This is a genomic window from Priestia sp. FW507-14D1A, from assembly GCF_058781295.1.
The window spans coordinates 266496-289641 of the sequence record NZ_JBYSWQ010000003.1; the positions used below are offsets into that span (position 1 = coordinate 266496).

Consider the following 23146-nt stretch of genomic DNA (forward strand, 5'->3'; position numbering starts at 1 on the left):
TCATTATTTAACAGCATTTTGTGCGTCCACTACCACTTTTGCAGGTCGAATCGAAAACAACGAAATAGCACAGACAAGAGCGCAGATAATTAATAAAGCAAATGCTGCATTATACGACCCGCCAAACGATTGTACTAAAAAGCCAATGAGCATCGGTGTTAATACGCCGGCTGCTTGAGCTCCTGTATTGATAAAACCATTTGCTGAACCGACCACTGATTCAGGCAACATTTTTAAAGGAGCTGAAGCGATTAAAATCACATTAAACGAAAACAGCAAGGTGACTGCACTTTGAAAAACGATAAACATGCCTACGCTAGGTGAAATGGCCATGAAGCAAAGAAAAATACCCATCAGTAAACCAAACACCGCCGCTATCGTCTTGTCTTTTCCGTCCGGAAGCTTGTCTAAAACAAAGCCGCTAACAAACATTCCGATAATGCCTACAAATGCTGGGATAGCGGAAAGAAAACCGATGTCCGTTAAATTCAGATGCCTTACTTCGGCTAAATATGTAGGCATCCACGACATGAGCCCCCAGTTAATGGCGTAGATACTGAAGTATGCAATAAATAAATTCCAAATCATCGGAGTTTTGATAATTTCTTTTAATGTCATCTGCTTAGCAGGAATAGCAGAAGTCTCTGTTTTTTCTCTCTGCTGCTTTTCTTTCAGTAAAAAAACAAACAGAACTGTAATAACGAGTCCGATGGCTCCTATGATATAAAAGATACTTCTCCAGCTTATCGTTTGCATCAGCTGCGTCGCTAGAATTGGTGTAACCACGCCCATAATCGTACCTGACGATAACAAGAAGGACATGGCTCTACTGCGTTCTTGCTGAGGAAACCACCCTGCGATTCCTTTTGATGCAGATGGAAAATAACTCCCTTCCCCTAAACCAAATAAAAAGCGAATGATAATAATAGAAGCAAAAGACCAGGCCATGCCGGTAAAAACCGTAAACAACGACCATAAAAGCACGGCGATTGTAATGACTTTTTTAAATCCAAAGCGGTCTGCTAGCCACCCTCCAGGTATTTGCATCAGTGCGTATCCTGCAAAAAAGCTGCTTAAGATGATGCCTGTAGAAGAAGCATTCAGATGTAGATCTTTCGAAATATCTAAAATAGCGTAGTTAATAATAAAACGATCTAAGTTTCCAAGCGACCAGCCTAAAAATAATAAAAATAAAATGACGTATTTCCAGTTCGACCTTGCTAGCATAAATGCACTCATCTCCTTTTCATTCCATTTAATGTAATGTTTTGTAACAAATCAATTCGTTATATAAATATTAAAAAATTCTGACTATTTTTTCAATGTGTATTTCTATATAATAAGAACTATAACTATGTATTTTTTTACATTAAGTAGTCTATAAGGGGTTGTTAACATGAGTGATTTATTAGCTAATATGAAAGGTTATCTTACATCTATTATCAAAAATAGTCCTTATCAAATTTGGACAAGTATTGATTCTGCAAATTTTAACGTGATTTTTTCCAGTTCTTCATGTTCATCCCTGACTTACCCTCCTCCCACTAGCCTACATAACGGCAGTGATTCCTTTCAAAAGCATATGGCATATGAAGAGTTCGAGGAAATTTACTTGTCCTTTCCAAATCGCTATGCGTTTGTTGTTCGCATATTTGCTAAGCACGACTGGACACCCCCACAAATAAAACAGCTATCGGCTACCTTTTCTCCTTATGTGCTGCAAAAAAAGCTGGAGCGGCATGAGCACATTTTAAACGTGCTTATGAAAAGCATTAAGGAAATTTCACTTTTACAAGACTCAGATTATCTATTAACAAGAATTCTTGAAAATGCTCTTTCAGTTATTTCTGTTGCGGATATGGGCGTGCTGTGGATGTTTGATTCTTCCACTCAATTTCTTTTGCCTCGCGCCTGGTCCGGGGGGCCAAACAATGAAATTCAAAACATGAAAATGAAAGTTGGCGAAGGAATTATCGGAAAGACATTTCAGCATAATAAAAGCTATATGTATACGAACTTAAAAGATATATTACGCGATTCTTCTACTATGACTGATGATAATATTCATTATCTTAATCAGTCCTATACGTTTACAAACATTCAATCTATTATTTCTGTCCCCATTTGTATGGAAGAACAGACGGTATGCGTACTCATTATTTATCAAAATGGTACAACCCCCCTTTTAAATGAAAAGGATAAAGAATTGTTAGAAAGCTTTTCCGATCAAGTATCGATTGCTCTCTTAAACTCAGCGCTTTTTGAAGATGTAAAAAAACAAAATGAACTTTTAATACGCCGGGATCAAATTCATCGCACCTTCATGAATGTTTCACTTCAAAGTAAAGGAATTGAACCAATACTTACCGAATTGCGCCGAATGGTTACATCCCCTGTCACCATTGTAGATTTTGTTGATAATAAGACCTATGGCTTCTTGAAATTCTTTGATATAGACACAAAAACAGCTGAATTTCACACACATTTTCTTTCACATACAAAGCCTTGTTTTTATACTATTGAGGCACACAGTGTTTATATTCACCCCATACACGGCATTGACACGCTCTTAGGGTTACTTATTATGCAGGCAAATCAAGGAGATCTTTCCTCTCTAGATCAAGTGGCACTCGAACAAAGCAGCTCTGTTATTGCATTAGAAATGCTGAAAAAACAAACGTTAGTTGATTTATTTTACAAGCGAACACATGAATTATTTAGTGAATACTTATCGTGTTATGACACCACTTTGCTGTATCAAAAAGCAGCTGAGCTAAACATTGATACAAAAAAGCATATTCTAGTCGCTCTCATTACCATTCGTTCACAAGCGGACCTGCAGCTCTTAAACTTACACCTTCATCGCCTTGTATCTGACATCAAATCGGTTTTCAGCTCAAAAGCACCGGTCGTATACGGATTCGACACCAAAGTAACCATTGTATTTACGCTTGATCCTTATGAAAAACATCATGCTATTATCAATCAATTAGAGGATTTACTCTCAAAATGGCGTTACTACAATGAATGTCATGTAAAAACAGGGATTGGAAGTCGGTATTCTCATTTTACTCAAATAGGAAAAAGTTATAGTGAAGCTGAAAAAGCTATCTCTTACCTTCTGTCTCAGCAGCAAGATGGATGCATGTTGTATGAGGAAATAGGAATTAACCGGCTATTTATTAATCAATCGAAAGAAGAAGTAAAAACCTTTATTGATGAAGTATTTCTCCCTCTTAAGAACAATCATTTAAGCGACGAACCTTTAGAGCAAACGCTAGAAGCGTATTTCGATAATAACCGCTCTGCTTCACTTACAGCTAAGCAGCTTCATATTCATGTTAATACACTCTATCAGCGGTTGAAAAAAATTGAAGAAAAAATGAACATATCATTTACAAACAGTGAACACCTATTAAAAGTTCAGCTAGCATGCTATTTAAAAAAATTTCACTACAGCTAAAAAACCGATTCTTATTTTTAAGAATCGGTTTTTTCGGTAGAAAGAACAGCCTCAATTGATTGTTTCCAGCGGCTCAGTACCTCTTTGGAATCATGAAGCTGAAATTGAATTCCTGATGTTAAAACTGCATATTTTGCGTAATCTTCTTTAACAGCGGCTACTTCTCCCGTAAATAGCTCATAGCCTGATGACACAGGAGCTTCTTTTTTTAGGGAAAATTTAATGTAATAAGCTTTTCCTTCAACAACTAATGTAACGGTTGCCTTATGATTCTGTATCATGTTTGTTGAAGATGTTGTATCTTTCCATACTAATAGCTTGACGCGTGAAGAGCTAATAGCTACCAGCTCTCCTGCGCTAATCATTGCTACATGAGGAAAACCCTCGGATGTCACTGTAGATAGCAACATCGCATCATGCTGCTTCCTTTCTAGATCTTTTCCATTTAAAAATACCCGCACGGCTCTTGGCAGCTCTGCTTTATTCATTTTACTTACCACCTTTGCTGATTAAGATCGGGGTGGTACAGGAGGCACGTGCGTTGCCAGCGGTACGTCTTTTGGATTGACTTTAAATGGTCGAGGGTATTTTTCAGGATTGGTGATCGTCTCAGGTTCAGAAGAACGCCAGGTAAACAAACACACGCTGCATAAATAAATTTCCCAGGCTCCTTCAACTGGTGATTTAGATACTAAGTTCGCTTGTTTGGTTTCACATCTTGGACAAGTATACATGTCGATTCCTCCTTGTTTATTTTTGCATCATATTCGTTAAGATTTTTTCCCATTTTTCAGTTTCAAGTGGTGTATCTAAAGGCTGAGAATAGTGGCCTCTTGTTTCAGGTGCAATCGGTGTTGTAGCATCCAAAATCATTTTATCTGTAATACCAGCCGGCTCAGATCCTGGATCAAGTGGCAGAACTGAAAGATTAGGCACTGTTATAACATCATGTTTTGGGTGCATTTTTGTCGATAGCGCCCACATGACTTGCGGTAAATTAAACGGATCCACATCTTCGTCTACTAAAATAACTAGCTTGCAGTATCCTAATCCATGCGGCGTAGTCAATGCCCTCATACCAACCGCCTTAGCAAATCCTCCGTATCGGCTTTTCGTTGAAATAATAGCAACGAGACCGTGAGTATACATCGCGTTCACCGCTTCAATCTCTTCAGGATATGCTTCTTTTAGCTGCTGATATAAAGGAACACTTGTATTGATTCCAATTAAATAATCTGTTTCTGTCCAAGGCATACCGATATATAAACTTTCAAAAATAGGATCTTTACGATGATATACGCGATTGATTTTGATAACAGGCATGCTTCTGCCACCGGAGTAATGACCTGTAAATTCGCCAAAAGGACCTTCATATTCACGTTCACCGGCTAAAATTTCTCCCTCTAAAATCACTTCTGCTCCCCAAGGTACATCTAAATCAGAAAGCTGAGATTTCACAATTCTGTACGGTTCACCTTGAATAGCTCCTGCCATTTCATATTCTGATTGATCATAATGAAGCGGCGTAGCGGCTGCTGTGACAATCGCAGGTTCACATCCTAAAGCAATTGATACAGAGAGGTTTTCACCTTTTTCTTCGGCTTGTTTCAAGTGAATGGCAATATCATGCTGTGGCACAGGCTGAATGCCTAGACGGTCTTTCCCTTTGACCTGCATACGATATATACCTACGTTTTGCTTGCCAAAGTTCTCCTTATCATTCTGATCACGAGAAATAACGCACGCTTTATCTAGATAGTAGCCTCCGTCTCCTTGATTCAAGCGAAACAACGGCAAAAGGTCGAATAAGTTAATATCATCTTTAATCTCACACTCATGAAATGGCGCCGTCTCTTCTCTTTTTACTTTGACAGGAAATTTTTCATATCTCCGAGCAAACTCAAAGAACTGTTCTTTTACAGGAGTTGATTTAGGCATTTCCATCATTAACGCGTGATTTGACCAGGAACCCATTACGTTTAGGGCTACCTTTGCATTGTTGTACCCATAAATATTGGTAAATAATAATCCCGGCGTTTGGTCTCCTAAATTACTGATGGCTTGACCTGCTGAACCCAAATCTGGATCAGGCTGCACTTCATCTGTAATCGTCAGTAGCTGCCCTTCTTTATGTAGCGTATTAAGGAAATCTCTAAAGTCTTTATAAGCCATGTTTATTTTCCTCCTTGTGATAAATGTTTAATTCCATTCCATCTTTTTGCCTCAGGAAGCTCGATTCCTAATTGATCTAACGTTCGAACAGCAATATGAGTGACAATATCATCAATCGTTTCAGGCTTGTTATAAAATGCCGGCATAGGGGGCACAAGGATAGCGCCCATTTTTGAAAGATCCAGCATGTTTTCTAAATGAATCGTATTCAAAGGCGTTTCTCGAGGAAGTAGCACAAGTGGCTTTCTTTCTTTTAACATCACATCTGCCGTTCTCGCTATTAAGTTATCTGCTAGTCCCATTCGAATAGATGCTAATGTTTTCATGCTGCAAGGACTAACAATCATTCCGTCTATACGAAAAGAACCGCTCGAAATTTTTGCTGCTTGGTCTTGATATGAATAACAATAATCTGCTAGCGCTTCTACTTGCTGAACGCTATACGGTGTTTCTAACTTAATTGTGGCATGAGCCCAAGTCGACATGACTAAATGCGTTTCAACAGAAGCCTTCTTCAAAAGCTCTAAAATTCGAATACCTAGAATAGCTCCCGTGGCTCCTGTGATTCCTACAGCTATTTTCATCTCTCTTTCTCCCCTCTGCTTTGGTTACACATTTAACTTTACACTCATTTTCCATACAATTAAAATATTGATAAAGTATATAATAATACCTTTAAAGTATGGAGTTGAATACAGTGGAATTAAGACAGCTGCATTATTTTATTGTCATAGCTGAAGAATTAAATGTGACCAAAGCAGCAAAGCGCCTGCATATGGCTCAGCCTCCTTTAAGCAGGCAGCTAAAACAGCTCGAAAATGAGCTGGGCCTTTTACTTTTTGAACGAAATAATAACAAGCGCTTATTGTTAACGGTAGAAGGTGAGCTTTTTTTAAAACGAGCGAAAGAAATTGTGCAAAGGGTCGAAAAATCAGTATTAGAAGTACAGGAATGTAAAAACGTAACAAATGAAAAGCTTGAAATCGGATGTACGATCTACTGTGCATCAACGGTTCTCGATAAGCTAACTCTTATTCAAAAACAGTATCCAAACAGCACATTTAACATCTATGAAAACGAACCAGCTCACTTAAACGAGTTATTAACGGAAGGAAAAATCGATGTAGCAGTCACTACTACTGACTTACCTTATCAACATGTCAAAACAAAAACACTTGCACCAGATGTTTTTGTTGTAGCTGTTCCTAAAGAAAGTGGTTATGCAACAGAAAAGATTTCAGTCGCTGAAATTGCTTCTCTCCCTCTTATTCTTCTTCGTTCAAATCGGGAAATAAGCATATATAATCGCATTGTGAAGGAATTTGAAAAGATAGGTGTAATACCCAACATTTTATGCGAATGCCATGATTCAGCGATGCTTCTTAATTTAGTATGTCGTGGCCTTGGTGCTGCCATTGTTCCTTATTCAATGCTTTCCTCTTTTTCACTAGAACATATTAAAATTCTAAGTGTAGAAGATAATCCATTTGTAATTGAGCCTTTAGTTACGTGGCGTACCGACAGTTATCTTCCCAAAATCGCTCAAGAATTTTTAAAGCTTTTTTAAATATAGATGCACAAAAAAGACTTTGCTAAAATAGCAAAGTCTTTTTTTATGTTCTATATTGATATATGTGACTACATTAACCAAGAAATTAACAGCGGTAATGTAACAAGTGACATAATGGCACTAAGTACGAATGCTGAAGCTGTTTCACCAGCTAAGCTGTCAAAGCGAACTGAAATCATCGCTGCTACAGCTGAACCTGGGAACGCTACTAATAATACTAATTTTACGATGTCAGCTGATGATAGGCCCATTGCTGTTGCAATTCCTAACATTACAAGCGGCTGAATAGCAACTTTTAAAATCGCAATACCAAATGCCGCTGGGCTAAATTGAATTTTACGGATACCAATTGTTACCCCAACTGCGAATAGTGCCGCACCAGATGTAATTGAACCAATTTGATCTAAACTGCTTGAAAGTAAATCTGGAGACTGGAACCCACATAATACTAATACTACTGCGATTAACGGAACACAAGCTAATGGTTCAGAAAGACCGTGTAAGATTGATTTAATCGTTACTTTAAATAAGCTTTCTTCTGAATCCCCTTCACTTCTTTCGCGCTGTCCGACCGTACCAATAATAGTTGCTAAAGGATCAAGCATCGCATTTACTACAATACCCGTAATGGCGATTGGAATTGCTACTACATCTGCGCCAAACAAGCTACCTAATACGGGAATACCCATGAACGCAAACGTTGGCTGCGTAGAGTTTAAAGAGAACATAGACGCGCCTGTTAGTGAGTATTTGAATACATATTTTGCAACAAGTAAGAAAAGAACATAAAATCCAATAATACCAAGAACTAATGCTAATAAAAACGGCCATTTTTCAATAAGCGTTTGTTTTGATGTTGTTGTAATACCAACGAATAGATGTGCAGGTAACGCAAATTTTGTTACAAGCGTGTTTAACCCTTTAGATGTTGTTGCATCAAACTTTTTGAAATACCCTGCTAAATAACCTAACAAAATAACAAAAAAGATTGGGGTTAAAATAATAAAGATTTGACTAATTTCCATTTTTGAACACTCCATTGTTTAGATTAGACTCAATCATATAAATTTGCTTTCTTAGAAAGATAATTATCTTCTAAGGCTTGTCTATGGATATTGTTTACGTCAGGCCATTCATCTCCCTTTTTGCTAAACATCTCTACAAATATGAAGTAACGTATAATGGTTCATGAAAACGCATGGACTTTGTTTTTCTGCAATCATTTATTTACTTCGAAGCTGTTCATTTAGTTAAATCAAATCACACAAAACTTGTCATACAATACAGTAACTCTACAACCTTAGCAAAAACTTGTCATACAATCATGTTGTTGGCTTACTTAGGCTGAAAAAAAACACCTTCAAATGAAAGATGCTTAATCTTGTGACGAAAGAAAGCTACTTCTGATTGATGAGGAAGAATCTCTAAGAGTTTGAAACTCTCAGTTAAAAAGTTCCATAATTTCACAAAGTTTTTACAAACAATCTTACTTATTTGTATATTGCTTTCTGTGACGAATTTATGAACATGTTTTAACTTAACATTTGTAGGGGAATTATTCAATTACATTGCTTAAACTTTTAGTGAAAAAAATATTTTAATCCTGTTTTTTTTACATAAAACGGATTAAATTAGTCAAAAAGACCTATATATTATCGATTAAAAAGAAGATGATTCATCTATCACCTTCTTTTGCTTACTTTATTTAATAATTACATGTAGATCATAACGTTACTTTATTTTAGCATCAATAATGGAAAAATTGTGTTCTTCTGAAAACCACGTTTTAATTTTTTCTTTTGCTTTCAGTTTAACACCTTCATCAATGTACATGGCAACTTGAATCAATGCAAGCCCCAGAGCTCCTAAATCATCTGTAAATCCAACTCCTGCTGCAAAGTCCGGAATTAAATCTAAAGGAAGAATAAAATAACCTAACGCTCCTATAATGACTGCTTTTGCTTTTGGGGGAATATCAGGTTTTTGCAGCGTGTAGTATAAAAGCAATACGGCATAAACAACGTTTGCTCCCGCTTTTTTACCAAACTTTTTAAGCTTGTCCCAAAATTTTTCTTCCGAATAATATTTGGCTGTTTCCTCTGTCCGAATGGGTACAATTTCTTGTTTCTCTTCCATATCGATCACCCTTTCATCATCCTATGTACTTATTATAAACGATTATCTCTACCGAATTCCATTGAGAGCTTAAACTCCATAAACCTGCACAAAGCAGGCTTATGAATTTTTTAATGAGTAATGCTTCATAACGATAGTAACTAAGTCATTCAGCGCCGTTTCACTTTTAGAATGATTTTCAAACTGCTGAATAAGATCCATATGTTCAAGCAGCACTTCGTAATTACCCGTCATCTTTCTCAGAACTTCATATGCGGAACTATTCAAATCCACTTGTATTTTCAAATCCTCCAGCTGTACTAGATACTCATTCCAGCGCTGGTCTTGTTCTAGCAGCAGCAATACAATTTCTTTTATCGCCTTCCGCACATTGGACTCCATCTTTTCATCTCCTTTGATACACAGATATAACAAAGTCTATGAAAAAAACGAGCTTTTTCATTCCCGTATTACACAAAAAGAGTTTCTTTTATTTTATAACAAGCCCGCTTAAGAGCTCTTCCCATACTTTATCATCGCGCAGCACGTCCATTGAAAAAATAGGTGCATGTAAAACACATGTATAAGGCAAGTCCCAGTTAGCTTCGGACAAAAGTTCTTTTTCACTGTTTGTCAGCAGCAGTATATAGAAATCGTTTTTGACCATTCCCTTTAAAACATGCTCTAATTCTTTCACTTCTTCATACGTTCCACCCATACGAATAAACAATATACAAGAACTGGTCTCCATTGACGTTAAAAATCGCTCCGTTCTCCGTTCATATTTTTCTTTGACTTCATTATATGAAAGCCAGTTAGTCTCCGTATTAATAGACGACGGAAAATCATGAGCAGAATCAATTTGATACACCTTATCACGCAGTCTAAGCGTGGAACCATCTCCGAAAGAACTGATATAGGTTAAGTGTTCATATACAAATAAGTCTTTACAGCGATTTTTCAACAGCTGATTGACATGAGAAAGAGAAATGCTAATACACCAATCAATCACCCCGGCTTGTTTTCGCAAAGAATATTTTTTCATGTATATCCCTGGAAAACAGTTATAGCCTAAACTGTATATCATATCGTACTGCTTGCTTTTTAGTTCATTTAAAGTAACCATATTCATCCTCCCTTCTTCTATAAAATATGACAGTCTTTTATAGAAAGAGGCGGCTTCTGCCTTATACCGTACAAGCTTTTTGTTTCTCAAAAGCTTATGTAAATAAAGAGCAATAACGTAAAGGGAAATAACCGAAGCAAAATATTTTGGAACTCGAAAGATTATTGTTAAAATACTTGTATTCCATTGAAATAACAAGGCCTATGAAGTCTTTAAAGAAAGAAGATGAAATTGATGAGTAAAGCATTAAAAGATATTCCGATTTCCGTATTGGATCTTTCTCCTGTAGTTGAAGGAGGAACTGTATCTGACTCACTTAGAAATACATTAGATTTAGCTCAGCACGCTGAAAAATGGGGGTATAACCGCTATTGGCTAGCTGAACATCATAATATGACAGGTATCGCAAGCTCCGCTACATCTGTTGTAATTGGTCATGTAGCTGCAGGCACGTCACGCATTCGCGTAGGCTCTGGAGGTATTATGCTTCCTAACCATTCTCCGCTTGTTATTGCTGAGCATTTTGGCACGCTTGAATCACTATTTCCAGGACGTATTGATTTAGGCTTAGGAAGAGCGCCAGGGACAGATCAGCTGACAGCACAAGCTCTGCGACGCGATCGCAGAAGCGACGGCAGTGACTTCCCAGAACAGCTGGCTGAACTGCAAGAATACTTTAAACCGGCTTCAGAAAGTCAGATGCGCGTTAAAGCTGTTCCCGGTCAAGGTTTAAATATTCCGATTTGGCTGCTTGGCTCAAGCGGTTTTAGCGCACAGCTTTCTGCACAGCTAGGCTTGCCATTTTCATTTGCAAGTCACTTCTCACCTAATAATACAATGACAGCTCTTAACATGTATCGCCGTTATTTTAAGCCGTCCGACGTGTTAGACAAACCATATGCAATGTTAGGTGTAAACGTAATCGCTGCTGATACAGATAAAGAAGCTGAACGCTTGGCTACTTCTATGCAGCAGCAGTTTCTAAATTTAATTCGAAACACACCGGGTAAACTCAAAGCTCCTGTGGATAATATGGATGAACTATGGACGGACTTTGAAAAAGCTTCTCTTCAACAGCAGCTGGGCTCTTCTATTGTCGGAAGTCCTGAGACGATTAAAGTCAAGCTGGAACAGTTTATTGAAGAAACAGAAGCAGATGAACTGATGATTAACGCTCAAATTTACGATCACAAAGCTCGCCTTCGTTCGTACGAAATTGTTTCTCAGCTGTTCAAATAATAAAAAGGCCGGACACGTCCGGCCTTTTTATTTGCTTTCTACTGCTTCAAGAAGTAAATCTGCAAGATGAACGGCCCTTACACTTTCTTCTACTCCTTCTCTGACTACCCCTAGCTTCATTTGAATGAGACAGCCCGGGTTTGCTGTTACAATCGTATGGGCATGGGCTTCTTTCACTTTTTCCATTTTATAATCTAAAATTTGCATAGACATCTCTTGTTCCGTTAGATTATAAATACCAGCTGAGCCACAGCAATGATCCGCATTTTCCATTTCATGAAACACCGTTCCGTTAATCGCTTGGATCAGTTTTCTCGGTGCGCTGGACGTTTTCATCACGTTTCTTAAATGACACGAGTCTTGATACGTAATAATTTGACTTGGCAGCGATAACTTTTGTTTTTCCACAAACTGCTGCTGCAATAAAATCTCTGAAAAATCTTTTACTTTTGCAGAAAAGGCCTCTGCTCTTTCTTTCCATTCCGGTTCCTCTTTTAATAAATGATCGTATTCTACCAACAGCGCACCGCAGCCTCCTGCATTAAGAACAATATCATCCGCTTGAATGGATTCAAACGCCATGATATTTTGCTTCGCTAACTTTTTTGCCTGATCTTTTTCTCCTCCGTGCGCATGCAGAGCGCCGCAGCACGTCTGCACTTCTGGTATAACGACCTTACACCCCGCTTTTTGTAAAAGTGCAATCGTCGCGTTGTTTGTTTCCATAAACATCGTATCCATTAAACACCCTGAAAAAAAAGCAACCGTCCGCTCTCTTGTTCCTTCTGCTTCAAATAAAAACGGCCGTTTCTTCATTTCTTTTTTGGTTGGCACAAGCGGAAGCGTTTTTTCCATTTGTGCTAGATTACCAGGAAGGACGTTTAGTATATTTGTTTTTTGAACAGCTTTTTGCAAGCCGCTTCTTTGATAGAAAGCAAGCAGAGAATGTACATTTTTTAATCGTTCTTTATGCGGGAAAAGCTGTTCGAACACCATATGCCTGAGCGCTTTTACCGGCCATTTATGTCTTTTTTTCTGCTGAATAATATCACGCGCTTCTTCTAATAAGTGTCCGTACTTCACACCCGAAGGACAAACAGGCTCACACGCTCGGCAGCCAAGGCAAAGATTCAATTGCTTTTCAACGGATTCATCAGGTTCAATAAGTCCGTCTACCACTCCTTTCATCAAAGCAATTCTTCCGCGCGGTGACGCTGCTTCATATTGATTCGTTTGGCCATACGTCGGACAGCTTGGCAAACAAAAACCGCATCTCATACAATTCATTAACTCGTCATAATCTAACCGTTCTTTGAACGCTTGCTGAATGTCTTTTGTTGCCGTCATGAACGAACCACCACTCTTTTTCTCGTGTCTTTAGCAAAAATTTTCCCTGGATTCATAATTCCTTTCGGGTCCAAAGCATACTTGATTGCTTTCATCGCAGCTACTCCTTCTCCGCCCATCTTCAGCGCTAAATACGGTGCTTTCATTTCTCCGACTCCGTGTTCACCTGTAATCGTTCCTCCAAGCTCAATGGCTTTATGAAAAATCGCTTCAAAAGCTTGTTCGACGCGGTGAAGCTCTTCTTTGTCACGCGCATCTGTTAAACAAGTCGGATGCAGATTTCCGTCTCCTGCATGACCAAACGTACAGATCTTAACGTTATATGTTACGGCAATTTCATTAATCGCTTTGACCATTTCACTAATTTTAGACCGCGGGACGGTTGCATCTTCTAAAATCGTCGTTGGCTTCATTCGCGCTAAAGCAGAAAGAGCTGATCTTCTCGCTGTACTTAACGCTTCTGCTTCTGCTTGCGAAGCCGCTACTTTTACAGATACAGCATTTCCTTCGCTGCAGATGCGGGAAATCATTTCAATATCCCGACTCACCACTTCCGGCGGACCGTCTTGTTCAATCAATAAGACAGCGTTTACATCTGTTGGTAGCCCAACTTGCGCAAAATCTTCTACTACTTCACACGTCGGCTGATCTAAAAATTCAAGCGTAGCTGGAATAATCTTATTGGCGATAATAGCTGATACCGTCTTAGCGGCTGCGTCCATGTCTTCAAACAGCGCGAGCAGAGTTTGTTTTGTTTCAGGTATTGGAATGAGCTTTAAAATCGCTTCTGTCATGACGCCAAGCGTTCCTTCAGACCCGACAAACAAGTTCGTTAAATCGTAGCCAGCTACATCTTTAGCTAACTTGCCTCCCGTCTTAATGCAGTCGCCGTTTGCAAGAACTACTTCAAGACCAAGAACGTAATCTTTTGTTACGCCGTATTTTAAGCCTCGTAATCCTCCTGAGCATTCATTGATGTTTCCTCCGATGGTTGATATTTTCATAGAGCTTGGATCAGGAGGGTAAAATAAACCTTTTGCCTCTACAGCGTTAATTAAATCTAAGGTTATAACACCTGGCTGCACGGTAGCGGTTAAATTTTCTTCATCAATTTCCAGAATTTTATTCATTCGGTTAAATGTAAGAACAATTCCGCCTTGCGTTGGACACGTTCCTGCGCTTAAATTTGTGCCTGAACCTCTTGGCACAATAGGAACATGATCTTCGTTGCATATCGTTAAAATTCTTTTCACTTGATCTTTGTTTTCAGGCATAATAACCGCATCAGGAAGCGACTGAAAGTTAGGTGTTGCGTCATAAGAGTACACGAGTCTTGCTTCACTGCTATCTTGAAAGTTGGCTGATCCTACAACTTCAATGAGCTTTGCTTTTGTTCGTTCATTAAGCATAACGTTCCTCCTTATATATCTCTTAATCTTATTATAGTTGCAGAAACCACGAGGGGCTATGGATAAAAAACTAAAAAAAAGCGCTTTAAAAACTCATTTTTTGTATGTTTATCTAACGAAGGGCGCACTTACTCTAATAGAGACAGCGCAAGGTAAAAAAGCGTGATACCCTTTACGCTTTTTGGATCAATGTCTGTTAGTTCTTTCATTTGCTTCAAGCGGTAATGAAGCGTATTAATATGAATATGTAAATCAAACGCCGTTTTTTTCAAAGATTGATCGTTGGCTAAATAGCATTTCAGCGTTTCGAGAAGCTCTTTTTCTTTTTGAATGGAAGAAAGCACTCGACTCAAGAATTCCTTTTTTACAGGTTCAGAAACGTCTTCTAAAATCATGTCCATCAGCAGCTCCTCATAAAAAACAACGGTTTGACGTTTTGAAGCCACTTTAAGCGCTTTTTTCGCTTCTTCATATGAAGCATGCAAATTAAATTGCTCCGCTGGCTTTCCTACACCAATAGTGATCATAACTTGGTTGTTTGCTTGAATATACTGCTGACATTTTATTAATTCTTCTTTAAATCCTTGCCTTGCCTTTTCACCTACAGCCTCTTTAAGTAAAAGCAAGCGATCGTATCCCCAATTTGCGATATAATCTCCTTCAGCTTTATGACTTTCAAACCAGTAGCGAATCATTTCTTGCACCTGCTTCTGCTTCTTTTTCGAAAGAGATGAATCAATTTGAAACAGCGTGCAGCAATAAGCACTGTCTACTTGTACTCCTAAAATATGGCCTCGTTCAATAAATTCTGCATCTACTTGCTGGCTATAAATCCATTCACGAAAAAAAGCTTCTACTCCTTTATTTTCCCATTCCTTTGTTTCTATGTAATATGCCTCGCGAATAATTAGCTCTGTTAATCTTCGAATAATGTCTGCAAAAGGCTCAACAGCTTCTGGAGTACCTGTAATGCCAATAACGCCAATAATGTCTCCTTGATAACTGATGGGCAAATTAATTCCTGGCTTAACTCCTTTTAAATCAGCTGCTTCTTTTTTGGAGATATATAGTTTTTTCTTTTTTTGCATCACGTTCCACGCGCCTTCATGAAAAAAACCAACCCGCTTTTCTTCTGTAGACGCAATAATAATTCCCCGTATATCCGTTACAATTACATGTTCTTTCATCACAAGCTGTACTTCTTTTATAATTTTCTTCGACAGTTCAGACACTAGCTGCACGTTGTTTACACCTCACCTATCATCAATTAAAAGAGCTGAAAGAATGGTTTTCTCCCAGCCCGCTTTTTTTATTATGCGTTCACTTTTTCAGCTTTTTTTAGCACGTTAAAAACTCTTTCATAAATTTAGGTAAATCCGGCCAAGCTTGTCCGGTTACTAGGTTTCCGTCTACGTGAAGCGTCTGTTCCACAAATACAGCACCCGCCGCTTCTACTTCCGGTCGGCAAGCAGGATACGCTGTCACTTCTCTGTCCTGCAGATACTCTCTAACCGTCGTTAACACGAGCTGACCATGACAAATAACGCCTAAAGGTTTATTTTCTTTTAAAAAATGCGCAGCGATTTCCTGAACTTTTGTGTTCATTCGAATGTATTCAGGCGCCCGTCCTCCAGGAATAATAAGACCATCATAATCGGCAGGATCCACTTCATCGACAGAAGCGTGAGAATCAATTTTATATCCCGTTTTCTCTGTGAATGTTTCCATTTCTGGAAGGAAATCATGAACAACCGTTTGGAGCTTCTTTTTCACGGGAGAAGCAATGGTACACTGAATATCTTCTTCTAAACAGCGATAATACGGATAAAAAACTTCTAATGCCTCCACGGCATCTCCTGTTAAAATCAAGACACGTTTACTCATCTTTTATCACCTTTTCTTTCTTAATGTTGTCACTTACTTCTTCTCGCAAGCGGCTTTCCATTCCTGCTTTTCCCCTATGAATAATAAAAAAAGCAGGGCCTTCATTCCTTATCAGGAATGTCAGCCTTGCTTTTTATCTTGTAATCTCTTTAATTCAGCTGTTAATTCACTAAACCAAGCCTTATCTTTTGTTAGCAGCGCAAGGTCAATCAATGAAAGAATCTGCTCTTCGTGCGCCGTTTTTTGAAGAGGCAGCTTCTCTATTTTTTCATCCATCATGCCAATGGTTGTGCCGACCATTTTTTCATCATCACTTTTCACAACGTTGATTAGTGCTGCTTTTTTAGATGGATTAATCGTTTTAATATATCCGTATATAAGTTCACCGTCGCGAGACTTTCCTTTGACCCAGTCACCTACTTTTAAATTTCCTTCAAATAGCTTCACAGTCATTCTCCTTTCTTCATAAACATGCTAAGAATTAATGTAACGGCATATAGTACTGCAGAAAGTAGTGTAATCATAATACTTACAGTTTAGAAAGTCAAAGAATCTGTTTTAGAGCCAAAAGCTTGATATATAACTAAATCACTGCAACAATAAAAAAATCCGAACGATTCATCGTTCGGATTTTTCTTTAACTAAACTCAGCCTCTTTATTTGTTATACCAGTCCAGTTAAGCTGTAGATTCCAATAATCAAGAAACATGCAAGCGTTTTTATAACAGTGATGGCAAAGATATCTCGGTAAGACTGCTTGTGGGTTAACCCGGTAATAGCAAGCAGGGTAATAACGGCTCCGTTATGAGGAAGCGTATCCATACCGCCTGATGCCATCGCTACAACTCTGTGCATAACTTCAGGAGGAATGTTGTACTGATTAATAGCTTCTACATACTTATCTCCCATCGCACTAAGCGCAATTCCCATACCTCCAGAAGCAGAGCCCGTAATACCGGCTAAAATGTTTGTCGTAACAGCTCCATTGACAAGCGGATTTGTAAAGGTATGTGAAATACCATCACGAACGGTTGCAAAGCCAGGAAGAGATGATATAACGCCTCCAAAGCCATACTCAGCTCCCGTGTTCATCGCAGCGAGAAGCGCTCCGCCAATACTTGCGTTAAGACCCGCTTGGAAACCAGTAGTCACTCTCTTCCAGTCATACGCAATCGTTGTAATAATTCCAATAACAAGTGCCAATTCTACTGACCAAATACCAACAACTGCGGTTAAATCTACTTTTCCGAACGCTTCAAGACCAATTTTGGCAAAATCAAAACCGTCTGGGTACCACTTTGGAATAGAAACAGTAAAAAATTTGTTTGCAACCCCTACAAGCACGAGCGGAACAAATGCAAGAATCTGTCTTGCTACGCTAGGGTCATATTTAGGTTCTGTAGAAGGCACAGACTCTTTTTCTAGCTCTGCAGCAGCCGCTAGTTCATTATTAAACCCGTAGTAGCCTTCTCCAGCTTTTCTTGCTTTTTTGCTTCGGCTTTCTAAATACCAAAGACCTAAGCTAAAGACAATCACCGATCCGATAATCCCCAGTGTCGGAGCAGCATAGATGTCTGTTTTAAAAAAAGTCGTTGGAATAACGTTTTGAATTTGCGGCGTACCCGGAAGTGCATCCATGGTAAACGAAATAGCTCCTAATGCAATCGTTCCCGGTACTAATCGTTTTGGAATATTCGCTTCGCGGAATAAGTTAGCCGCAAACGGATAAACTGCAAACGCAACAACGAATAAACTTACGCCGCTGTAGGTTAAGATTGCTCCCATTAAAACAATAGCCAAGATGGCGCGTTTAGCCCCTACTACTTTAACAATTGTTTTCGCAATCGATTCAGCGACTCCAGACATTTCTACCATCTTTCCGAAGACTGCTCCTAATAGAAAGACAGGGAAGTAGTTTTTAATAAACCCAACCATTTTCTCCATAAAAACGTTTGAGAAAAACGGGAGTGCATAGCTTGGTTCCGTTAAAATAACGGCTAGCAGCGCACAAAGTGGAGCAAACAAAATAACTGAAAATCCGCGGTAAGCAACCAGCATCAAAAGCCCCAGAGACAGCAAAATAATCAGCAAATCCATAACGTTTCCCCTTTCGTCCCTCATTCAATTTGTTTTGAATTTATCTTATTTTTTATAAAGTGCAGACTCAAACTCATATTCATAGCACGTGTAATACAGCTGGATAATTTCTTCTGCCGTCGGTACAACCGGATGGTTAGCAGGACTTCCGCTTTGAATCGCATCTGCTGCCATTTTCTCAACCGCCGCGTAAAATAGCTGGCGATCAATGCCCCACGTTTGAAGATTAGGAATCTCTAAGTCGATACAAAGCTGCTTGATGGCTTCAATTAACACATCTGCTCCTTCTTTTTTTGTATATGATACGTTCGGAAAAAGAGCTTGTCCTATTTCACCTAAACGATCGATTGAAGCCTCTTTTGTATAGTCCAAAACCGCAGGCAGGAGCATCGCATTAGAAATACCGTGCGGCACATGAAATAACGCGCCAATAGGTCTTGACATACCGTGCACTAGAGCAACAGATGAATTTGAAAACGCCATTCCTGCCAGCATAGATGCATAGGCCATTTCGTTTCTTGCTTGAACATTTTCTCCATTTCTGTACACAAGACGGATATTTTTCATGATTAACTCAATTGCTTGAAGCGCAAGTGAATCTGTAAAAGGATGTGCTTTTTTAGACAAATACGCTTCCACTGCATGACTGAGTGCATCAATTCCTGTAGCTGCCGTTACGTGTTTTGGACATGATAGAGTTAATAACGGATCAACAATGGCTGTATCAGGCAATAATTGAGGTCTTGCAAGCATCATTTTCACATCGTACGCCGTGTCTGTAATAACAGTCGCTTTCGTCACTTCTGAGCCTGTTCCAGCAGTCGTAGGCACGGCAACCAAAGGAAGAGGACTATCTTGAAAATCTTGTTGATTTTGAAAATATGTTCGTAGCTGCCCTTCATTTGTCATCATAATGGCAACCGCTTTTCCAGTATCGATACAGCTGCCTCCCCCTAAGGCAATAACCACATCGCACTGCTCCGTTTTACATATAACAAGCGCTTCATCTAGATGAATATCTGTCGGCTCTGAATTTACGCCTGTATACACGGCACAGTCCATGCCAGCCTCTGCTAAGTAACGACGGCAAGTTTCTACATTGCCTGCTTTCACCATAACGTCATCACTTATAAGCAATGCCTTTGTCCCAAGCAGTGCAGCCTGTTCTCCAATTTTAGAAAATGATCCTTCTCCATATAAAACCGTGCGTGGTACAAGTAGTTCATAAATTCCCACTGTTTTTCCCCCTTTGTTATCTCGCTGACAATCTCTCCTTCCGTCTTTTCATGCTGACTTATGTAAGCGATTTCATTTATTTGTGCAAAAAACCAACATGAACTTCGTTTTTCTCCCCTATTTATTCTCTTTTTGTATACCCCTTTCCTCTTTCATTCTAAAATTTCATCTTATATTTTTCAATCTTTTTTTGTAACTTTTTAAAAATTACAAAAAAAGCCAGAGGTATTCTCTGACTTTACCATTTAAATAAACTTTTGAACAGTATTATTTCGATTTAATTTATAAATAGACAGCAGGAAAAAAACAAGTGCAAAAGCTAGTAAAATGCTGATATTTAACCATAGGCTGCTTAAATCAGCTCCTTGTTGAACACTTTTTAACGTACTTAATACCCACGTTTGAGGAAGAAAGTCGGCTATTTTCTGCATCACATCCGGCATAAATTCAGGCGGGAAAAAGCAGCCGGACAGTAAACAAGTTGGCGTGATGATAAGCGTCTGAAGACCATTCGCTGCTTTTGAACTTTCTGTAAAAGCGATAATTACAAGAGACAAGCCGATGGCTACTAGACCAAACAAAACTAAAATGAAAAACAGCTGCCACACGGGAATGTTCATATCTACGTGAAAAAGAGTCGTAATACAAACAAGTGTAATCATTACTTGCAGAGTTAATAAAATCATATTTGTAATAACATTGGATATCACGTATTGCCTTGCGCTAACTGGCGAAGCTAACAGTCTAAAATACGTTCGCTGCTCTTTTTCTTTTGTGATAAGAGCCGATAAATTCACCGCAGAAAAAAGCATAAACATAATTAAATACCCAATTGTCTGCTTGACAATATTTTGATCGGTTCCTTTGTCTTCAAGGGCGTGCGTAGAGACGTGGAATGGCGCTTTTTGATAATTCTCATACATTTGTTTAAACGCAGCATCGTCGCCTTCAGCAGCTTGATTCAGCGCAGAAATATTATCAATATATTGATACAGATAAGACTTAATAAAGCTCGTTACTTCTGCTCCTTTTATTGAAGTGATTGTAATATGATCTGGTTTGTTCGCTTTGACGCTGTCAGAAAACCCTTTTTCAAAGGTAATAACCGCATCAACTTTCTTTGACGTAATGTCATGATCCACTTCTTTGTCCGTAAGCATTTTAACATTTGTTTTATGCAGTCCTTTTAAAAACTGAACGGTATCTTTTGTAATATCCGTTGAATCGTGATTGACAACTCCGATATTCACCGAAGTCCCTCCTGCATTTCCATAAATAAGAACGGACATTAAAATCCCTGCAATAGGCAAACCAATAACAAGCACAAGCGTCCTTTTGTTTCTAAGCAGCATATTTCTTAGCATATTTGTGACAAGCCACATGATATTTTTCATGTTATAACCCCTCTCTTTTTCTCAAAAGCACAATTGCTATGCCCAGGAATAAAATAGAGAAGCCTACGTTCAACCCGATAACTGAAAGAGAAGCGCCGATATCATTTGTATAAATCAATTTAATAAGTCCATTATTCATCCAAGTTAAAGGTGATACATTGACGACTCCCTCTCCAGATCCATTTTGAAAATAGGTTCCTCCCACAATACACGACACTTGAATAACAACCATAATAATTGCTCTTGACGCCGCTTCCGTCTTCGTAAGGTAGCTAACTCCTAATCCAAAGCTAATGGCAAAAAGAATCTGAGATACTAACATTACGAGTACTAAGAGTAAATGATCTCCCCAGTTGGCATCAAAAAAATATTTAGTCGACATAATGACCACTAATACACAAATGGCGTGAACCAAAACAGTGCCCAAAATTTTCCCTATAAAAATTTCAGCGGTTTTAATCGGTGCGGCTACTAATCGACTAGCTGTATTTCGCATACGCTCTCCTCTAATTAAATAACTCGCTGAGATAGATCCGTACAAAACAATCATAGTTGTCATTGAAATGGCGTAGTAGTCTATTGAATTTGGCTGTTTTTGAGAATGAAGAGATGTTTCTTGAATATAGTCATGCTTAGACGCACGGAGCAGATTATCCACTTGCTGAGGGTTTACTTTTGCCACTTCCATCGCCACATTGTACTTATCCACAAAAGTGCTTAACATACCTTGGACCATGTTGAATTCAATGCTGTTTTCTTCATTTCCGTAGAGATGAATGTCTCCTTCTTTCACTTCTACATAAGCTGTATAGCGCTGCTCTTTTACTTCTTTTTTTCCATCCTGATTTTTTTTCAGCGCTTTGAAATGAATGCCCGATTTTTCTGCATGGGCAGCAAACTGCTTAAAAGCAGCAGATTCTTCATTACTTGTGTCGATTTTATAGAGAACATAACTGTCGTCTATCTTCATGTCGTTATTAAAGGCTTGAGACAAAGCTGTTCCTAAAATAAGGACAAGCGCCAGCGGAAAGAGAATCATAAAGATAAATGCACGCTTATCTCGCAGATCGCTTTTCATTTCTTTTAAAGCAATTGCAATAATATTCATTCCTCATTCCTCCTTTCTTTTATAAATCTCTTAGACTGCGACCTGTGAGCGTCAGAAAGACCGTCTCTAAATTAGGGGCTTGTTCTTTAACTGCTTTAATTTCGATATGATGCGTCATTAAATAATGAATGACTTTGTTCAAGTTATTCACTTCGGCGCTTGAATTAATTTTAATGATTCCATCTTCATACGTAACGGCTGTTACGCCTGGAATTTCTTTTAGACCGCTGCAATCTATATCGTCTGCTTCTTTTACTTCAATCCAAATATCTTTTGCATCAGTGATAATAGCTTTCAGCTGCTCTTTTGTTCCTTCAGCAATAATCTTGCCGTGATCAATAATCGCAATCTTTGTACATACCTCTTCTACTTCTTCCATATAGTGACTCGTATAAATGATTGTGCTTCCCATTTCATTTAGCTTTTTTACAGATGTTAAAATATAATTTCGCGACTGAGGATCAATGCCAACCGTCGGTTCATCCATAATGATCAGCTTCGGTCGATGAGCAATTGCGCATGCGATATTTAACCTTCTTTTCATTCCTCCTGAAAAGCTTTTCGGATACGCCTTTTGTTTATCTAAAAGCCCTACAAACGCTAAAGCTTCTTCGACTCGTTCGTTAAGAATTGACCCTCTTAATCCGTAGAGACCTGCAAAAAACTTCACATTTTCATAGGCTGTCAAATCTTCATAAATCGCTAAGTCCTGCGGAACAATTCCAATGTTCATCTTTGCGAAATTTCGGTGTTTCTTTATATTTTTCCCAAGCACTTCAATATCGCCGCTGTTGCTTTGAAGCAGACTAGCCACCATATGAATCGTTGTGCTTTTTCCTGCTCCGTTTGTTCCTAAAAAGCCGAATATATCTCCTTCTTCTACTTGTAAAGACAAATTATCTACCGCAATAAAATCTCCAAATTTCTTTGTTAATTTTTGAATCGATAATACGTTCATCATTTCACCTCTAGTGTGTTGGTATATC

The 23146-nt window shown here is 38.6% G+C and carries 21 protein-coding genes and 1 pseudogene; 3 read left to right on the forward strand and 19 right to left on the reverse strand.

The features are described 5' to 3' along the window. Positions 1-3: 3 nt before the first annotated feature. On the reverse strand, positions 4-1227 hold the full coding sequence (locus tag AC3WJG_RS14940) for an MFS transporter (RefSeq protein WP_028408291.1): 1224 nt from the start codon (positions 1225-1227) through the stop codon (positions 4-6). Between the two features lie 169 nt (positions 1228-1396). Here AC3WJG_RS14940 and AC3WJG_RS14945 point away from each other — a divergent pair, with 169 nt between their 5' ends. Then, positions 1397-3463, forward strand: a complete 2067-nt coding sequence (locus AC3WJG_RS14945; protein WP_492588363.1) for a helix-turn-helix domain-containing protein — start codon at positions 1397-1399, stop codon at positions 3461-3463. A 17-nt stretch (positions 3464-3480) separates the two neighbouring features. Here AC3WJG_RS14945 and AC3WJG_RS14950 read toward each other — a convergent pair whose 3' ends face one another. The 4 genes and pseudogenes from AC3WJG_RS14950 to AC3WJG_RS14965 form a co-directional block, all read right to left on the reverse strand. Further along, positions 3481-3951 (reverse strand): hypothetical protein, encoded by a 471-nt coding sequence (locus AC3WJG_RS14950; RefSeq protein WP_028408289.1) that lies wholly within the window; start codon positions 3949-3951, stop codon positions 3481-3483. Positions 3952-3972: 21 nt separating this feature from the next. Next, positions 3973-4197 (reverse strand): non-oxidative hydroxyarylic acid decarboxylases subunit D, encoded by a 225-nt coding sequence (locus AC3WJG_RS14955; protein ID WP_028408288.1) that lies wholly within the window; start codon positions 4195-4197, stop codon positions 3973-3975. Between the two features lie 16 nt (positions 4198-4213). Then, complete coding sequence (locus AC3WJG_RS14960; RefSeq protein WP_098331795.1) at positions 4214-5635, reverse strand: non-oxidative hydroxyarylic acid decarboxylases subunit C; 1422 nt, start codon at positions 5633-5635, stop codon at positions 4214-4216. Positions 5636-5637: 2 nt separating this feature from the next. Continuing rightward, positions 5638-6222 (reverse strand): annotated as a pseudogene (locus AC3WJG_RS14965) (non-oxidative hydroxyarylic acid decarboxylases subunit B); the annotation flags it as partial. A 110-nt stretch (positions 6223-6332) separates the two neighbouring features. Here AC3WJG_RS14965 and AC3WJG_RS14970 point away from each other — a divergent pair. Beyond that, positions 6333-7202: a LysR family transcriptional regulator gene (locus AC3WJG_RS14970; protein WP_098333068.1), complete on the forward strand. Its 870-nt coding sequence runs from the start codon at positions 6333-6335 to the stop codon at positions 7200-7202. 71 nt (positions 7203-7273) lie between these two features. Here AC3WJG_RS14970 and AC3WJG_RS14975 read toward each other — a convergent pair whose 3' ends face one another. From AC3WJG_RS14975 to AC3WJG_RS14990, 4 genes are all read right to left on the reverse strand, one after another. Next, positions 7274-8230 carry an AEC family transporter gene (locus tag AC3WJG_RS14975; RefSeq protein WP_028408284.1) on the reverse strand — a complete coding sequence of 319 codons (957 nt, stop codon included), beginning with the start codon at positions 8228-8230 and terminating at the stop codon, positions 7274-7276. A 706-nt stretch (positions 8231-8936) separates the two neighbouring features. Next, positions 8937-9341, reverse strand: a complete 405-nt coding sequence (locus AC3WJG_RS14980) for a YkvA family protein (RefSeq protein ID WP_060746937.1) — start codon at positions 9339-9341, stop codon at positions 8937-8939. A gap of 99 nt (positions 9342-9440) precedes the next feature. After that, positions 9441-9722, reverse strand: a complete 282-nt coding sequence (locus tag AC3WJG_RS14985) for a hypothetical protein (RefSeq protein WP_033579186.1) — start codon at positions 9720-9722, stop codon at positions 9441-9443. 88 nt (positions 9723-9810) lie between these two features. After that, complete coding sequence (locus AC3WJG_RS14990; protein WP_253352881.1) at positions 9811-10446, reverse strand: DUF1796 family putative cysteine peptidase; 636 nt, start codon at positions 10444-10446, stop codon at positions 9811-9813. 234 nt (positions 10447-10680) lie between these two features. On the opposite strand from AC3WJG_RS14990, the gene AC3WJG_RS14995 reads away from it, so the two are divergent. Next, the gene (locus tag AC3WJG_RS14995; RefSeq protein WP_028408282.1) at positions 10681-11685 is read left to right on the forward strand and encodes an LLM class flavin-dependent oxidoreductase; all 1005 of its coding nucleotides are present in this window, start codon (positions 10681-10683) and stop codon (positions 11683-11685) included. 27 nt (positions 11686-11712) lie between these two features. Here the strand turns inward: AC3WJG_RS14995 and AC3WJG_RS15000 are convergent, their stop codons facing one another. From AC3WJG_RS15000 to AC3WJG_RS15045, 10 genes are all read right to left on the reverse strand, one after another. Next, positions 11713-13032 carry a (Fe-S)-binding protein gene (locus AC3WJG_RS15000; protein ID WP_116516043.1) on the reverse strand — a complete coding sequence of 440 codons (1320 nt, stop codon included), beginning with the start codon at positions 13030-13032 and terminating at the stop codon, positions 11713-11715. Next, a complete protein-coding gene (gene glcD, locus AC3WJG_RS15005) occupies positions 13029-14441 on the reverse strand; it encodes a glycolate oxidase subunit GlcD (protein WP_098249562.1) in 1413 nt (470 codons plus the stop codon). Before glcD ends, AC3WJG_RS15000 begins: the two co-directional genes overlap by 4 nt. A gap of 128 nt (positions 14442-14569) precedes the next feature. Continuing rightward, a complete protein-coding gene (locus AC3WJG_RS15010) occupies positions 14570-15682 on the reverse strand; it encodes a CdaR family transcriptional regulator (RefSeq protein WP_328241044.1) in 1113 nt (370 codons plus the stop codon). Positions 15683-15779: 97 nt separating this feature from the next. Further along, complete coding sequence (locus tag AC3WJG_RS15015; protein ID WP_492588366.1) at positions 15780-16325, reverse strand: DJ-1/PfpI family protein; 546 nt, start codon at positions 16323-16325, stop codon at positions 15780-15782. Positions 16326-16445: 120 nt separating this feature from the next. After that, a complete protein-coding gene (locus AC3WJG_RS15020) occupies positions 16446-16772 on the reverse strand; it encodes an IDEAL domain-containing protein (protein WP_013083444.1) in 327 nt (108 codons plus the stop codon). Between the two features lie 216 nt (positions 16773-16988). After that, positions 16989-18422 (reverse strand): GntP family permease, encoded by a 1434-nt coding sequence (locus tag AC3WJG_RS15025; RefSeq protein WP_028408277.1) that lies wholly within the window; start codon positions 18420-18422, stop codon positions 16989-16991. Between the two features lie 45 nt (positions 18423-18467). Further along, positions 18468-19658 carry an iron-containing alcohol dehydrogenase gene (locus tag AC3WJG_RS15030; RefSeq protein ID WP_081085311.1) on the reverse strand — a complete coding sequence of 397 codons (1191 nt, stop codon included), beginning with the start codon at positions 19656-19658 and terminating at the stop codon, positions 18468-18470. Between the two features lie 245 nt (positions 19659-19903). After that, positions 19904-21052 (reverse strand): ABC transporter permease, encoded by a 1149-nt coding sequence (locus AC3WJG_RS15035; protein ID WP_102813988.1) that lies wholly within the window; start codon positions 21050-21052, stop codon positions 19904-19906. Position 21053: 1 nt separating this feature from the next. Further along, positions 21054-22160, reverse strand: a complete 1107-nt coding sequence (locus tag AC3WJG_RS15040; protein WP_028408274.1) for an ABC transporter permease — start codon at positions 22158-22160, stop codon at positions 21054-21056. A 19-nt stretch (positions 22161-22179) separates the two neighbouring features. Further along, complete coding sequence (locus AC3WJG_RS15045; RefSeq protein WP_098249557.1) at positions 22180-23118, reverse strand: ABC transporter ATP-binding protein; 939 nt, start codon at positions 23116-23118, stop codon at positions 22180-22182. Positions 23119-23146 lie beyond the last annotated feature (28 nt).